This window comes from Paludibaculum fermentans, assembly GCF_015277775.1.
Classification (GTDB): domain Bacteria; phylum Acidobacteriota; class Terriglobia; order Bryobacterales; family Bryobacteraceae; genus Paludibaculum; species Paludibaculum fermentans.
In genome coordinates this window covers 2,972,989-2,988,184 of the sequence record NZ_CP063849.1, presented here as the reverse complement: position 1 = coordinate 2,988,184, position 15,196 = coordinate 2,972,989, and the positions used below count along the sequence as shown (strand labels likewise).

General features: G+C 65.6%; 11 protein-coding genes. 5 read left to right on the top strand and 6 right to left on the bottom strand.

What is annotated here, in order from left to right:
* Window positions 1–159: 159 nt before the first annotated feature.
* Window positions 160–2,826 carry an ABC transporter permease gene (locus IRI77_RS11695; RefSeq protein WP_194452235.1) on the bottom strand — a complete coding sequence of 889 codons (2,667 nt, stop codon included), beginning with the start codon at window positions 2,824–2,826 and terminating at the stop codon, window positions 160–162.
* Window positions 2,823–3,167 carry a PadR family transcriptional regulator gene (locus IRI77_RS11690; protein WP_194452234.1) on the bottom strand — a complete coding sequence of 115 codons (345 nt, stop codon included), beginning with the start codon at window positions 3,165–3,167 and terminating at the stop codon, window positions 2,823–2,825. The genes IRI77_RS11695 and IRI77_RS11690 overlap by 4 nt, the downstream gene beginning before the upstream one ends.
* A gap of 300 nt (window positions 3,168–3,467) precedes the next feature.
* Between IRI77_RS11690 and IRI77_RS11685 the strand changes: the two genes are divergently transcribed.
* Both IRI77_RS11685 and IRI77_RS11680 read left to right on the top strand, forming a co-directional pair.
* A complete protein-coding gene (locus IRI77_RS11685; protein WP_194452233.1) occupies window positions 3,468–5,912 on the top strand; it encodes an ABC transporter permease in 2,445 nt (814 codons plus the stop codon).
* Window positions 5,913–6,250: 338 nt separating this feature from the next.
* Window positions 6,251–6,649: a transposase gene (locus IRI77_RS11680; protein ID WP_194452232.1), complete on the top strand. Its 399-nt coding sequence runs from the start codon at window positions 6,251–6,253 to the stop codon at window positions 6,647–6,649.
* Here the strand turns inward: IRI77_RS11680 and IRI77_RS37995 are convergent.
* Window positions 6,621–6,869, bottom strand: coding sequence for a DUF503 family protein (locus IRI77_RS37995; protein ID WP_228486696.1), 249 nt, complete (start codon window positions 6,867–6,869; stop codon window positions 6,621–6,623). The genes IRI77_RS11680 and IRI77_RS37995 overlap by 29 nt on opposite strands.
* Window positions 6,870–7,425: 556 nt before the next feature.
* Here IRI77_RS37995 and IRI77_RS11670 point away from each other — a divergent pair.
* The 3 genes from IRI77_RS11670 (at window position 7,426) to IRI77_RS11660 (ending at window position 12,291) form a co-directional block, all read left to right on the top strand.
* Window positions 7,426–8,133, top strand: coding sequence for a hypothetical protein (locus IRI77_RS11670; RefSeq protein ID WP_194452231.1), 708 nt, complete (start codon window positions 7,426–7,428; stop codon window positions 8,131–8,133).
* Between the two features lie 985 nt (window positions 8,134–9,118).
* Window positions 9,119–10,426, top strand: coding sequence for a Gfo/Idh/MocA family protein (locus IRI77_RS11665; RefSeq protein WP_194452230.1), 1,308 nt, complete (start codon window positions 9,119–9,121; stop codon window positions 10,424–10,426).
* 53 nt (window positions 10,427–10,479) lie between these two features.
* Window positions 10,480–12,291, top strand: coding sequence for an outer membrane protein assembly factor BamB family protein (locus tag IRI77_RS11660; protein ID WP_228486695.1), 1,812 nt, complete (start codon window positions 10,480–10,482; stop codon window positions 12,289–12,291).
* A 33-nt stretch (window positions 12,292–12,324) separates the two neighbouring features.
* Here the strand turns inward: IRI77_RS11660 and IRI77_RS11655 are convergent, their stop codons facing one another.
* The 3 genes from IRI77_RS11655 to IRI77_RS11645 all read right to left on the bottom strand — a co-directional run bounded on the left by IRI77_RS11655 (window position 12,325) and on the right by IRI77_RS11645 (window position 15,034).
* Window positions 12,325–13,083 (bottom strand): molybdopterin-dependent oxidoreductase, encoded by a 759-nt coding sequence (locus tag IRI77_RS11655; protein ID WP_194452229.1) that lies wholly within the window; start codon window positions 13,081–13,083, stop codon window positions 12,325–12,327.
* Window positions 13,080–13,832, bottom strand: coding sequence for a cytochrome b/b6 domain-containing protein (locus tag IRI77_RS11650; protein ID WP_228486694.1), 753 nt, complete (start codon window positions 13,830–13,832; stop codon window positions 13,080–13,082). The genes IRI77_RS11655 and IRI77_RS11650 overlap by 4 nt, the downstream gene beginning before the upstream one ends.
* Window positions 13,833–13,936: 104 nt before the next feature.
* Window positions 13,937–15,034 carry an NAD(P)H-dependent flavin oxidoreductase gene (locus tag IRI77_RS11645; RefSeq protein ID WP_194452228.1) on the bottom strand — a complete coding sequence of 366 codons (1,098 nt, stop codon included), beginning with the start codon at window positions 15,032–15,034 and terminating at the stop codon, window positions 13,937–13,939.
* Between the last annotated feature and the right edge of the window lie 162 nt (window positions 15,035–15,196).

Below are 15,196 nucleotides of genomic sequence, written 5' to 3'. Positions count from 1 at the left end.
GATCCGGCTGCCTTCTCCGGTCGAACCAGATGCAAAGTGGTAATTGAGTTTCCGCTCCGTCGTCGTCGGCGGTCCGAACGAGGCCGCGGCCTCTACCTCAGTCGGGTAAGCGCATGAGCGAACCAGCAGTATGATAGCCACACACGGAACGCCCCCTCCTCACTCCGCCCGCAGCGACGTCATAGGATCCGCCCTCGCCGCCCGGCGCGCCGGCTGGTAGGCTGCCGCGGCCGCCGTAACCAGAATCAGCGCCCCCACCGCCCCAAACGTAATCGGGTCCAGCCCCCGCACTTCATACAGCAGGCTCTCCAGCAGTTGCGCCGACAGGGCCGCACACACCAGTCCGGCGGCGGCACCGGCCAGCGACAATCGGGTGCTCTGGCCCAGGATCAGCCGCATCAGGTCGGACCTTGTCGCGCCCAGAGCCATCCGCATCCCGAACTCCGGCATGCGCCGGCTCACCGAATAGGAGATCACGCCGTAAATGCCGATGGCCGCCAGGATCAGCGCGATGCCCGCGAATAATCCCACCAGGAACAACACAAAGCGCTGTGTCGCCACCGATTCCTCAGCCACTCGGGTCATGAAGCGGAAGTCGGAAACCGCAAGTTCCGGATCCAGGCGCGCCACGGCTTCGCGCAACTGGCGGGTCAATGGCCCGGGATCGGAAGTGGCCCGTACCGCCACGGAAAGCGCCCGGTCTGTCTCCTGCGTCAACGGCAGCCAGAATGCAGGACGCACGCTGTTGCTGCCCGGATCGTCCCGGATGTCGCCCACCACGCCCACAATGCGCATCCAGTCCGATTCCTTCGGCATGCCGCGAAAGGTGATGCGTTTGCCTATGGCCGTTTCACCGGGCCAGTAGCGGCGGGCCATGGTCTCGTTGACGATCAGGACGAACGGCCCTTTGGCGGTGTCGCGAGCGTCGAAGAAACGGCCGTCGCGCAGCGGAATGCCCAAGGCCTCAAAATAGTGCGCCGTGGCGATGTGATAGCGGGCCGTGGTGTGGTCGCTATAGGAGTCCCGCCGGCCTTCCACCCGGAAACCGTCGGCATTGCCGTCGTAGCCGGTCCAGGGGAGATCCGACCCGGCGCCGGCGGCCTTCACGCCCGGCAGCGCCTCCAGGTGGTCCATCAACTGTTCGTAGAACCGCGCCCGCTGTTCGTCCTTCGGATAGCGCTTGGCCGGGAGAACCACCGAGGCCGTGAGCACCTGCTGGGGCCGGAAGCCGGGGTCGCTCCGCAGCAGGTTCACGAAACCGTGCAACAGGAGCCCGGCGGCGATGAGCAGCACGCCCGCCAGGCCGGTCTCCGCCACCACCAGCAAATCGCGCAGCCTTGCCTTGCGGCGGCCGCCGGTGGAGCCGCGGGCGCCTTCCCGCAAGCCCTGCTGGACATCAGCGCGCGCCGCGGAGAGAGCTGGTGCAAGCCCGAACAGAAGACCGGTCAGCATGGCCGTGATCACGGTGAAGAGGAGGACGCCGGTATCCAGGCGGATGGCGGCGGCGCGCGGGAAGCCGGCGGGCAGGAAAGCGACGATAACTCGGAGGCCGGCATGGGCGAGCGCCGTACCCAGCAGGGCCCCGGCTCCGGCGAGGACCAGGCTTTCGGTCAGCAACTGGCGCAGGATGCGGCCCCGCGCGGCGCCCAGCGCGGAGCGGACCGCTATCTCGCGGGCACGCGCCGTGGAACGGGCCAGCAGAAGGTTGGCGGCGTTCACGCAGGCGATGAGCAGCAGCAGGCCCACGGCGCCGAACAGGACGAGCAGGATGCGGCGCGTGCGCCCCACCATCTCCTGAAACAGCGGGATCAGGTGGACGCGCCAGCCTTGCTCGGATCCTGTTTCCCGCCGGATCCCTTCCAGCACCGAAACGAGATCGGCCTGGGCTTGCGCCGGCGTGACGCCTTCCTTGAGCAGGCCCAGTCCGTCCATATAGTGGGACCCCCGGCCCTGGCGGTCCTCGAAGACAAAGGGAAACCAGAGGTCGACGGTGTCGCCGTCGGCCACGGCGTGGAAGTTGTTGCCGGGGTGGCTGGTGTCGGGCGGCATGACGCCGACGACGGTGACGGGTTGGGCGTCGAGCGTCAGGGTCTTTCCAAGAATCGCGGGGTCCGCGTGAAAGCGGGTCCGCCAGAGGCGGTCGCTGAGCACGGCGGTGCGGCCGCGCCCTGTCTGCTCATCGTCGCTTGTGAACTCGCGGCCCATCGCGGGGCGGAAGCCCAGCAGTTCGAAATAGCCGGCGGTGACCGAGAAGGCACGCAGCCGCACGGTTTCGCCCGCGCCCGCCAGTTGGGCGTCGCTCCGGGTGATCGCCGCCATCGAAGTGAAGCTCCGGTTGCGGGCGCGGTAGTCGTGGAAGTCATTGGGGTTCAGCGGGAACTTCGGCTGCGTGTCGCTGTTGTAGTAAATGCGGACCAGGCGCCCGGCATTTGCGAACGGCAACGGCTTCAGCAGAACGCCCTGCACCACACTGAAGATGGCGCTGTTCGCTCCAATGGCGATGGCCAGCGTCAGCACGATGGTGATGGTGAAGCCCGGCGCGCGCCGCAGCACACGCGCGGCATAGCGGATGTCGGAAACCAGCGTCTCGATGTGATGCGTGCGGCGCATGTCGCGGCACTCCTCCTGAATCTGCGCCACGCCCCCGAGCACACGCTGCGCCGCTGCCCGGGCTTCCTGGGGATCCATGCCGCTCTCCATGTTTTCCTCCATCTGCTGGTGGAGATGGAAGTCCAGTTCCCGGTCGAGGTCGCGCTCAACGGTGTCGCGGCGAAACAGCGAACGCGCGCGATGCAGCAGGATGTACAGCCTGCGCCGGAGGCTCATACAGCGGCTCCAGGGGCGAGCCGGATGGCGAGGCCGACGGCCTGCGAAAGGCGCTCCCACTGTTCCAATTCCTTGCTCAGTTGCGTGCGGCCGGCCTTCGTGAGCGTGTAGAACTTGGCGTCGCGCCCGCCTTCCGTGGTGCGCCAGTCAGCCTCGATCCAGCCCTGCTGTTCCAGGCGGTGGAGCGCGGGGTACAGCGCGCCCTGGCTGATCTGCAGCACTTCGTTCGAGACCATCTGGATGCGTTTGGCAATCGCCCAGCCGTGCTGCGGCGTGACCGAGATCGTGTTCAGGATCAGCAGATCCAGCGTTCCGTGGATGAGATCGGACGATTTGGACATGGCCTTGCCTACCCCTAAGTGTTCTACAATCGAATACCTAATTAATCTACAATGCTTTCACCCGCGCGGTACCCGGGTATTTCGATTCCACTTTGTGAATTGTGAACTTGGGCAGGGCAGGGAACGGTCGCCGGTACTGCCGGTGGCACTGCAGGCAGCGGTGTTGTGACGCAGGGCGAAGACCAGGCGAAACCAGCACCGGCGGCCAGACCTGGCGCCTGCCTGGATTAATCTTGCGCCGGATCGAAAGTTTACACGCACAGCCCGCCGGATGGAACGTAACTACATCTGGAGGTTCGCGTGCGCGATTTCTGGCAGGACGTTCAATACGGGTTGAGGACTCTGCGCAAGAGTCCTGGCTTCACCGCGGTTGCTTTGCTCACACTGGCCATCGGCATCGGCGCCAACACGGCCATTTTCAGCTTTGTGGACGGGGTGCTGTTGAAGCCGCTGCCGTATGCGAACGCGGACAGGATCATGCGAGTGCTGGAGAAGCCGCCGGGCTCTCCGGATGCGCGGAACGGGATTTCGACGCTGAACTTCCTCGACTGGCAGCGCCAGAACTCGGTGTTCCAGTACATGGCGGCGCGGACCGGCGGCTCCGTCACATTGACCGGCAGCGGCAATCCTGTGCAACTGCGCGGACAGCGCATGTCGGCCCACGGGTTCGACATCCTGGGCGTACAGGCCGTGCTGGGCCGTACCTTCGCTGCCGACGAGGATCAGCCGGGCAAGAGCAAGGTGGCCGTCCTGAGCAACGCGCTCTGGGCGTCGCAGTTCGGCTCGGATCCGGCGGTCGTCGGGCGTGTGATCCAGTTGGATAACGAACCGCACGTGGTGATCGGAGTGCTACCCGCCGGCAGCGCGTTCGACCGCACGTTTGCCCAGATCTTCCGGCCGCTGGTTTTCGAGCCGCAGAACATGACGCGCAACTTCCACTGGTTCGGCGCGATGGGGCTGCTCAAGCCGGGCGTAACCGTGGAAAAGGCCAAAGCGGAGATGGACGCGATCGGCCAGCGCATCGCGCGCGACTATCCCGATTCCAACAAAGGCTGGAGCGTGGCGGTGGACCCACTGGCGGAGGTGGTGGTGGGGCCGCAGCTTCGCAAGTCGTTGTATGTACTGCTGGCGGCGGTCGGCATGGTGCTGCTCATCGGCTGCGCGAACCTGGCGAACCTGACCCTGGCGCGGGGCACGGTGCGGGAGCGCGAGGTGGCGATCCGCGTGTCGGTAGGTGCCAGCCGCTGGCGCCTGATCCAGCAATTCCTCACGGAAAGCGTCCTGTTGTCGTACCTCGGCGGAGTGCTGGGTGTAGCGCTGGGCTATGCGCTGATCGCCGGGTTGAAGGCTGCGCTGCCTCCCTTCTCCCTGCCGTCGGAGGCGACCATCACCCTCGATTCGCGGGTCCTGCTGTTTGCGATCGGTCTGTCGATTCTCACCGGGCTGGTCTTCGGGCTGGCGCCGGCGATCCAGGCCACACGGTCAGACCTCGCGGGCAGCATGAAGGAAGGCAGCCGCGGGTCGAGCACCGGTGGCGCCAAGCATCGGCTGCGGTCGGCGCTGGTGGTGACGGAAGTGGCGCTGGCGTTCCTGCTCCTGGCCGGCTCGGGGCTGCTGATCCGCAGCTTCTTCGCCATGCAGCAGGTGGCGACCGGATTCAATACGGAAAATGTGATCACCGCGGGACTGCCCACCTCCGAGAAGCGCTTTGCCACGCCCGAGGCGCTGAATACCTATCTGCGGCAGGTGGTGGCGAACCTGGAGAGCCTCCCGGGTGTGCGGGATGTGGCATTGACGTCGGCCTTGCCGATGCAGGGCTGGGGTTATGGCATGCCGTTCCAGATCGCGGACAAGCCCATCGTGGACCGGGCGAACCGCAAGGCGTGCTTCTTCAAGATGGTGACCCCCTCTTATTTCCGGACGATCGGCATGACGTTCGTGAAGGGCCGGGGCCTGGCCGAGGGCGATGGCAAAGGCGCTCCGCCGGTGACGGTCATCAACGAGACAATGGCCCGCAAGCACTTCCCGAATGAAGAACCGGTCGGCAAGCGAATCCTGATCCAGGAGATCGTTCCGGGCAAGACGGCGCTGGGCCCCGAGATCCCGTGGGAAGTGGTAGGCGTCGTGAAGGATGAGAAGGTGGGCAGTCTTGATGAGACCGATAGCAGTCCGGGGATGTATGTGAGCAAAGAGCAGAGCCCGACGTTTGGGCAGGCACTGGTGATTCGGGCGGCGATGGATCCGCGGCGGCTGCAGAACGCGATCACCGATGCGGTGCATCAGGTGAACAAAGACCAGGCCCTCACCGACTTCAAAACGCTGGAGCAGATCAAGGCGGAATCGATGGCGGACAACCGGCTGAACTCGATCATGCTGGGTGGTTTCGCGATGGTGGCGCTGCTGCTGTCGGCCATCGGGATCTACGGTGTGATCTCCTATTCAGTTGTGCAGCGGACGCACGAAATCGGAATTCGCGCCGCGATGGGTGCCCGCGCCGGGGACGTGGTGGGGCTGATCCTGAAGCGTGGTGTCGTGATGGCGGCACTCGGGCTGGGCATAGGGCTCCTGGGGGCGCTGGCGCTCACGCACCTGCTCGCGACCCTGCTGTTCGGTGTGGGCGCGCGCGATCCGCTGACGCTAGGCGCCGTGGCCGCGGTGCTGGCCTTCGTAGCCCTGCTGGCGAGCTACCTGCCGGCCCGCCGGGCGGCGAAAGTGGATCCCATGATCTGCCTGCGCTATGAGTGACCGGCCCGGCTCTGGCTGAGTGGGGCGCGCCGAATGGAGCCCGCCCCCCGGGAATAGGCATCCTCGGGCCGGCGGCGGCGTGAGTAGAAGCCCTTCGGTCGTGCCCGCTCATTCCGTCCGCGGCTGCCCCAACAAACCCAACTGCTCCCCCCCAGCATTACCCCCGGCGCCAGCCGGGGGCCCGCCGCAACCCAGACAGCGTCCCCACCACCACCCACAACTTCCGCATCAAAATCCTGAGAGGAATCACCCGAAGCCCTGACAAACATAGCGTGGTGGTTCTACTGACTTGGAGAGGCTACGCCCTCCACCCCACAACGCACAAAAGCGAAAATCTGGTGCGATGGAGGCAGCGGCAAGCCAAATCCCGTCCCTTCCTCTTGGAGAAGCCGCACCGTGAGCTAATCCTGGAGACCATCCGGAAGACAAGCGCGGCAACGAACTACGAACTCCTGGCTGCCCACATCCGCACCACCCATCTCCACATCATTCTGGACACACCATCAACCCCGGAACAATCAATGGGCGATCTCAAACTCGCCTGCACGATGGCCCTCAAAGCCGCGAATCTAGCCGACGCGGAGGACCGCATCTGGGCCGACTACGGCCACATCCGGCCCCTGAGATCACCCTACGCCCTCACCCAAGCAATCAACTACATTCTCAACGGACAAGGAGCTCCAATGGACATCTATCGGGACGAACCCCTCACTCCACCCACTCAATACAACTGCTAACCAGATTCGGCCCCAGAAACGCCGCCGCCGCCCGCTCCGCCGAGTCCAGCACCTTCATCGCATTAGCGCGCGACCCCGACACCGTCACCACCGACCGGTTCAGCCGGTTCTGATCCTGCACCTCGGCCACCGTCACGTTGAGCCCCGCCCGCAGCCGGTCTTTCAGAATGGCGACAGAAAGGCGACGAATGGCGACAGACGAATGGCGACAGCCTGACACGTCCCACCGCGAATCACCAAAATCCGAGCCCCAATCGGGGCAAATCACCCGGGAACTGTCCGAAAGGCGCCGGATCCCCGCTGCCGCTCGGCCTTTCCGCCAGACACCGAGCCCAGCAAGGCGGCCCCAGACCGCCCGAAAATTCCAACTCTGTGCCATATCCCACAAACAGGACAAGGCAGTCTCCAATCAGCAGAGGGAAGACCCCGTTGGGACGGGTGCACCTGTCCCCGACTTTCCAGTGATCGCACCAGCCGTGCTCAGCGGCGCGCGCACACCGGACATTCCCCCTCGAAACGCCCAGAAGCGCTCCGCGAAGGCTCGTCCCGATCTTCCCGCGAAAGCCCTCATCGGCGCCAAGCCACTCGTCTCAACCCCACTTCTCCCCCAATTCCCACAATGAGGTTTCCTTTATCACCGCATCCGAAACTCTTTTTTCCGTTTATTTTCAACGCGACCCTCCCCAAAGCAGCCCTTTTCCCCTTGACACCCCCCTTACCCTGGAATCGCGCCGGCACCCACGCCGGCCATTTTTATTTACAAGGAGATTCTCATCATGGCTACCGCAGCCCAGATCAACGCCCACCAGGCCAACGCCAGGAAGTCCACCGGACCCGTCACCATCGAGGGCAAAGCCCGCTCATCCCAGAACGCCCGCAGCCACGGCTTCACGGCCAAGCACCTCACTATCACGCCCGAAGACCGCGCCGCCTTCACCGCGCTCGAAGCCTCCCTCCGCCTCGACACCCGGCCTGCGAACTGCATCGAGGAGGAGATCTTCCACCGCATCCTCACCCACACCTGGAACATGCGCCGCATCGAATCCTTCGAGTGTTTGATCCTCGCCGAAACGGACCCACTCGCCGAAACCAACACCCACGACGGCCAGCTCGAACGCTACGCCCGCTACCGCCGCGACCTCGAACGCGGCCTCTATCGCGCCATCAAGGAGCTCAGCAAACTCCAAACAGAACGAGCCGCCCTCGCCCAGCAGCACCCCGACGTCGTCAAAGCCGTCCGCGAAAACGTTCCCTTAGCCGAAGTCACCCGTCTGACCAGCAACACCGACGAGCTCTTCTTCTACGAAGGCTATGGCCGGCCCCGCCGCGCCCTCGAACACCTCACCACCGGCATCGAAACGAACCACCCCGACAACCAGGACCTGATCGCCGACCTCCAGTCGCTCCGCATTCCGCGAACCGAAACCAACCCGATGTGCGAAGACGGGCTACCCAACCTGAACTACAAGTTCTCAGGCCTCTGAGCAGCCCATCCCGGCAACGTCACCGCGACTGGACGAAACGAAGCCGCTGACAATCACTTCCGCTGTTAGCACCCCCAGCCGGACCCCATCCGGCCTCGTTCTTTGACAATCTCACCTGTAAGCCCCTCTCAGGGGAGCCGAAGCCAGCAACCACCGCGCCCTCCGTGTGCCCGCTCCTCCACCCCCACGCGCACTCAGTCCCGGAAGCCGCAGCGACGGGAGCCCCCCAAGCCACTCGGAGCCCCCCGTTCCGCAACTCGACGAATCAAAGCCACCAGCCACCCCGAAGCCATCGCTGGGAGGGCGGACGCCCTCGTCGGCAGCCGGCCCCCTGGCCGGCTCTCTTCTCACATCAAAACGAAAGGAAGCCGCCGCCCCAACCCACCCGGCCATTCGAACCCAAACACCCATTAGCGCCCTTCGCCCGATGCCAGCCGGCCCCGCCAACCAGCCCGGTCCAGCACACCCGACGATGGATAGCGTGCCCGCTCCCCCAGCCCCACCTGTCCTGAGTCCCGAAAGCACAAGCAAAGGGTGCCCCCAGAGCCGCCCGGAGCCCCCCGGTTCCGCAACCCGACAAATCAAAGCCACCAGCCACCCCGAAGCCATCGCTGGGAGGGCGGACGCCCTCGTCGGCAGCCGGCCCCCTGGCCGGCCATCTTCATCTCTTCAAAACGAAAGGAAGCCACCGCCCCAACCCACCCGTCCATTCGAACCCAAACACCCATTAACGCCCTTAGCCGATTCGAGCCACCCCCCCGGTCCAGCATACTCAGCAATGGAGAACTCGTCTTCAGCCTGGCTGTGCCGAACCCGCAGAGCAACACATTCCCCAGCCGCGCCACTCCTGCTCGCGAACCTCCCGACCAGCCTAGAAACGGAAGACAACGCGGACCCTACCCGCCGCAAGTCCGCCAAAGCCCACCCCCGCACGATACAATCACTCCGCAAGCCGTACCGCACACAAACGAGAGGCACGAGAACCATGGACCACCCCACCCGCCGCAACGCTCTGAAATCTCTGGGCGCTGCCCTCGCCCCAGCCATCGTGCCCGCCGCCGTCTTCGGCCAAGCCTCACCGTCCAACAGGATCACCCTCGCCGTCATCGGTACCGGCAACAACGGCTACGGCATGCTCGAGGAGTTCCTGAAAGACGAGCGCGTCCAGATCGTCGCCGTCTGCGATGTGAACAAGGAAGGACCCGGCTACTGGGACGGCTCCGTGCGCGGCTGGGCGCCCGCTCAGCGGTTGGTGGAGGAGAAGTCCGGCCGGAAGGGCTGCGCCACGTTCACCGACTACCGCGAGGTGCTGCGCCGCGCCGATATCGACGCCGTCTGCATCTCCGTCCCCGACCACTGGCACGCCCGCATCGCCATCGACGCCGCCCGCGCCGGCAAACAGATCTTCTGCCAGAAACCGCTCTCCCTCACAATCCACGAGGGCCGGCTCATGTCCGATGAAGTTCAGAAAGCCGGCGTCGGCTGGCAGACCGGCAGCCAGCAGCGCTCCGACCCCAGCTTCCGCCGCGCCTGCGAACTCGTCCGCAACGGGCGCATCGGCAAGGTGCACACCGTGCGCGTCGGACTGCCCGGCGGAACGCCCGACTTCGGCAAGGTCGCCAGCCAGACCGCCACCGGCCCCGTACCCGAAGGCTTCGACTTCCCCTTCTGGCTCGGAGCCGCGCCGGCCGCCCCCTACTGCCCCGCGCGCGTCGGCGTCAACTTCCGCTGGAACTTCGATTACTCCGGCGGCCAACTCACAGACTGGGGCGCCCACCACATCGACATCGCCCAGTGGGGCTTGGGCATGGACTACAGCGGCCCCATCGCCATCCGCAACCCGCGCGCCGTCTTCGCGCAGCATCCGGTCTACAACACCGCCACTGAGTTCTACTTCGAAGCCGTCTACGAGAACGGTGTGAAGCTCATCGTCTCCGACAAGGAGAAGCGCGGCATCACCTTTGAAGGCACGGACGGTTGGGTCTGGGGGGATCGCGGCAAGCACCAGGCCAGCACGCCGGAGATCTACAACTCAACGATCGGTGAGCGCGAGTTGCACCTCTACGAGAGCCGCAACCACAACCGCAACTTCATCGACTGCGTCCTCAGCCGCAAACCCACCGCCGCCCCCATCGAGGTCGCGCACCGCTCCGTCACCATCGCCCACCTGGGCAACATCGCTCTCCGCACCGGACGCAGCCTCCTCTGGAACCCGCGCACGGAGCAGATCCTGGACGACCCCGGCGCCAACGCCATGCTCGACCGCCCGCATCGGGCGCCCTGGACCCTGTAGCGTTATCGCGGAAACTTGCTGCCCGGCCGCCACGGTGATATTGTTACTCACCCGTGCTGATCCCGATCCCACCCCCCATCCGCGTCCTCGGAAGCCCGGGCCTGCTCCTGCTGTTCCTGTGCCTGGCCCCCCAGCCGATGCTCGCGCAGCAGCCCTTCGCCACTCACTGCGCCGGCTGCCACGGCGGCGACGGCCGGGGCACAGCCAAGGGCCCCGGACTCGCCATGAACCCGCGCATCGCCGTCCAGTCCGCCGAGCAACTCCGCGCTTACCTGCAACGGGGCAACCTCAGCGCCGGCATGCCCTCTTTCGCTGACCTGTCGCCGGCCGACCTCCAGGCCCTGGCCCGCCATCTGCTCCGCCTCAATGTGGAAACCATCGTGCCGCCCGCTCCGGCCGCCGATGCGGCCCGTAAGACAACCTGGGGCCCGCCCCAGCCCGGCGACTGGCGTAGCTACAACGGAGACGATTCGGCCAACCGCTACAGCCCTCTCAAACAGATCACCACGGCCAACGTGCAGTCGCTCAAACTGAAGTGGGTCTTCCCCCTCCAGTACTTCGGGCTGGAAGTGACGCCCCTTGCCGCCGACGGCGTCCTCTACGTTACCGGCCCCAATCAGGTCTACGCCCTCGACGCGCTCACCGGCAATCCTCTCTGGAGCTACTCCCGGCCGCTGAGCCCCGGCATGGTCGGCGATGCCCGTCTCGGCACCAACCGCGGAGTCGCCCTGCTGGAGGGCCGTCTCTTCTTCGTCACCGACAACGCCCACCTCCTCGCGCTCGACCGCGCCACCGGCCAGCTTCTCTGGGACAGCCCCATGGCGCCTGCTTCGGACGAGAAACACCACTACGGCGGCACCATCGTGCCCCTCATCGTCAACGGCACCGTGATCGCTGGCGTAGCCGGAGGTGACGAAGGCATCCGCGGCTTCGTCGCCGCCTTCCGGCCCGATACCGGAGCGCTCGTCTGGCGCCACTGGACCATTCCCCGCCGGGGCGAGCCCGGCATCGAAACCTGGCAGGGAAAAGAACCCCTCTACGGCGGCGGCTCCACCTGGCTCACCGGATCCTACGACAAGGCCTCAGACACCCTCTACTGGGCCACCGGCAATCCCTGGCCCGACGGCGACGATCGCGACCGCCCCGGTGATAACCTCTACACCAACTGCGTCCTCGCCCTCGACGCAACCACCGGCGCGCTGAAATGGCACTACCAGTTCACCCCCCACGACGTGAAGGATCGCGACGCAACTGAGCCCAATGTCCTGGTCGATACCGTCTACCAGGGCAAGCCCTCGAAGCTGCTGCTCCATGCGGACCGCAACGGCTTCTTCTATGTCCTGGACCGCACCAACGGCAAGGTCCTCCTGGCCAAGCCCTTCCTGCGCCGCGTGGACTGGGCCTCCTCCATCGATGCCCAGGGCCGGCCCGTCGTAGTGGATCCGCGCGGCTGCCCCAGCGATGCCGCCAACTGGGACTCCACCGCCTTCTCCCCGCTCACCGGCCTGTACTACCTCATCGCGCTGGAGGAGTGCACCGGCAAGCCCACCGGCTATCCGGACCAGACCGGCCAGCGCTACCTGCGCGCGCTCAACATCGAGACCGGCGCCATCGTCTGGGAGCTGCCGCAACCGGGAGCCGCCCGCGCCAAGACCTGGACCGGAGTCCTCGCCACCGCCGGAGGCCTGCTCTTCTATGGCCGGCCCAACGGCGGCTTCGCGGCCGTGGATCAACGCAATGGCAACACGCTTTGGAACTTCCCCACCAACGTCCGCATGAAAGCCTCACCGATGACCTTCACCGTGGGGGGCAAGCAGTATGTGGCCGTGGCCGCAGGTCCGAACATCCTCTGCTTTGGCCTTTGATCCGCGGCCCCGGTGCCGAATCGAGCAGCGTTCCTAGATCCCGGCGTACCAGGAATAGCCGGCCTCCGGCGAGGCAGATCCCAACCCCTTGCCGAATCCCTTCAGGGAATCTGTGACCGTCATCCTGTGAATGAACTTCACGCTCTTGTAGCCCAGTTGGCGCGGCACGCGCATGCGCAATGGCCCCCCGAACGACACCGGCAGGGCCCCGTCGTTCATGGCCCAGGTCAGCAGCGTCTGTGGATGCAAGGCGTCCGCCATATCGAGGCTGTCCCACCACTCGCCGTCGAAGCTGTAATAGACCACATAGCGCGCTTGTGGCAGGACCCCGGCGGCGTTCAGCACCTCCACCAGGGGCGTTCCGACCCACTCGGCGATATACGACCAGCCCTCCTCGCACGCCACTTCCGTAATCTGGCGCCGGACCGGCAGGTGCTTGAGGTCGGACAGCGAAAAGGAAATGGGCCGGGCGATCATTCCATCCAGCACCAGCAGCCAATCCGCGAAGCCGCCGGCTTGCAGTCGGGCGAATTCCTTACCCAGCGGGGCAACCGGGTTCGGAAAAGGCTCCTTCGAAATCAGGCTGCGCGGGAACTCGCGCGCCAATGAGCTTGTGGTCAGCAGCCGTTGCGCGGCATACGTCAGCGTCGCTCCAGGACCATACAAGCCGCCGCTGTCCGGGGGCACCAGTCCATAGCGATCGGCAATCCTGGCCGCCGCCGCCAGGCCGCCGAGGCCCGCGGCTGTGGAAAGGCCGGCGGTGAAGAGCTTTCGTCGTGAGAGTCTACTCATGCCTGCTCCTTTGGCACGGAACCGGTAATCATCGCCCCCATCCGGCTGCGGAATCCGGTCAGGGCCACCATCGCTACATGGACTAGCAGAAAGGTCAACAGCAACACCGAGACGAAGAAATGCAATGTGCGCGCGGATTGCCGCCCGCCCAGCAGGTTGACGGTGGCGGGCACGGCGGAATTGAAGGCCGGCGACATCGCCAGCCCGGTCCAGATCACCAGCGGGAACAGGACGAAGATGACACTAAGATAGGCGGTCCGCTGCAGCACGTTATACGAGCGTCCGTCGTCCTCCGCGGCCGGCCCTCGCCGCAAGTGCATGGCGATGATGTCTACGTAAGCCCGCAACGAGCGGTCCTCCGCGGCAGGCAACAGGTTCTTCCGGAAGTGTCTCGTCCACAACCCATACAGGAGGTAGCCAAGGCCGGTCAGGACCACCGCCCAGGCCGACTGAAAGTGGAGATACCGGCTCCAGCCGTTCTGGTCGGGCAGGACGTATCCGTAGCCGGTGGGCACCGTGCCCCTCGAGGCCGGAATGGGAATCCGGAACAGCGGCGGTGTCAGCGCGTTCCCGGTCTCGCCCCAGTAGAAACGAGGGTGCGAGATCAGGATCTCCACTCCACTGACAAGCAGGGCGGCGAAGGAAAGGACGGTGATCCAGTGCGTCACGCGTACGAAGGCCGAGTGCCTGGGCGAACCCGGATTTCCCAGCGAGGCGGCATCGAGCATCCCGGAAGCATAGCACGACATTCCAGCCGCACAGGGCACCATACAGGCCGCTCTTCCGATGCGCCAATGCAACTTCGGCCGGCCCGAGTGCCTGGCAAATTCAGCGATGGTTCGCGGGCCAATCCTCAGCCGCCGCCTTGCTTTCGCCCTAACTCCTGCAGGCGTCGCAGCGCCTCGGCCGCCAACTTCCGCGTAAACTCCTCCGCCCCCATCGCCTTGGCCAGCCCGCCCGCCTGCCCGGACCACATCTGCAGGTAATCCAGCGATCCGGCTTTCTCGGATGCCGCCCGCAGCGGAGCAACATAGCTGGCCGCATAGGGGAACGCTGCGGCCGCGTCATTCATGGGCCCGGACTCCCGCAGATACCGGTTGACTATGCCCCGCGCCGGCCGGCCGCTGAACAGATTCGTCAATGCCGTTCCGTTATCGGCCAGTTGCTCAATGGCGCGGCGGTGCAACGGCGAAACCTTCGCTTCGGGGCACAGCAGATAGGCGGTGCCCACTTGTACGCCTGCCGCTCCAAGGGCCAAGGCCGCAGCCACTCCGCGCCCGTCGGCAATACCGCCGGCGGCGATCACTGGCACCGGCACCGCATCCACCACCTGCGGGAGCAAGGCAAACAGTCCCGCCTGCGTCGCCGTGTTTGTCTCCAGGAACATGCCGCGATGGCCGCCTGCCTCGGCCCCTTGCGCGATTATCGCGTCGCAGCCGCGATCCGCCAGCCATCGAGCTTCCGCGACGCTCGTCGCAGTCGACAGGATCCTGATCCCGCGCCGTTTCAGCCGGTCCACCAGTCCCGGTTCCGGCAGCCCGAAGTGAAAGCTCACGATCTCGGGTGCGGCCTCCTCGACCACCTCGCAGTACTCCGCATCAAACGGCATGCGCAGCTTGGCCGGTGCAACCTTCTCGATATCCAATCCCAATCGCTCATAGTGCGGCCTCAGGAACTCCTTCCAGCGCTCCATCGCCGCTGCATCCGGAGCCTCCATCCGGTGGCAGAAGAAGTTCAGGTTGATCGGGCGCGCCAGCCCCACGCGAAACGCGCCTACGCCTTCGAGTGCCTCGTCCGGGCTCAGCAGCGCGCAGGCCAGCGAACCCAGCCCTCCAGCCGAGGCAACGGCCCGGGCCAGCGCGACCGAGTCCGAACCGGCCATGGGTGCCTGGATGATCGGAGTCTGGATCCCCAGCAGATCCAAGAGACGGCGGTCGGGCCACTCTTCCATACGGACATTCTCCGGTAGTTGCCCTGGGAATTGCCACTCCCTGGACGCGTCCGGCAGCTTCGCGTCCTGGCCTGCTTCCGCACGATGGAGTTCCCTGCGGCGCGCACGGCCGAAACAGTGATTGTGGTGTGCTCGTACCGGGGTGTATCGTGGAATTTGGGG

Excerpts from the sequence above, each read along its gene's own strand:
- IRI77_RS11695 (WP_194452235.1), bottom strand. The coding sequence starts at position 2,826 with ATGAGCCTCCGGCGCAGGCTGTACATCCTGCTGCATCGCGCGCGTTCG.
- IRI77_RS11690 (WP_194452234.1), bottom strand. The coding sequence starts at position 3,167 with ATGTCCAAATCGTCCGATCTCATCCACGGAACGCTGGATCTGCTGATC.
- IRI77_RS11670 (WP_194452231.1), top strand. The coding sequence starts at position 7,426 with ATGGCTACCGCAGCCCAGATCAACGCCCACCAGGCCAACGCCAGGAAG.
- IRI77_RS11665 (WP_194452230.1), top strand. The coding sequence starts at position 9,119 with ATGGACCACCCCACCCGCCGCAACGCTCTGAAATCTCTGGGCGCTGCC.
- IRI77_RS11655 (WP_194452229.1), bottom strand. The coding sequence starts at position 13,083 with ATGAGTAGACTCTCACGACGAAAGCTCTTCACCGCCGGCCTTTCCACA.
- IRI77_RS11650 (WP_228486694.1), bottom strand. The coding sequence starts at position 13,832 with ATGTCGTGCTATGCTTCCGGGATGCTCGATGCCGCCTCGCTGGGAAAT.
- IRI77_RS11645 (WP_194452228.1), bottom strand. The coding sequence starts at position 15,034 with ATGGAAGAGTGGCCCGACCGCCGTCTCTTGGATCTGCTGGGGATCCAG.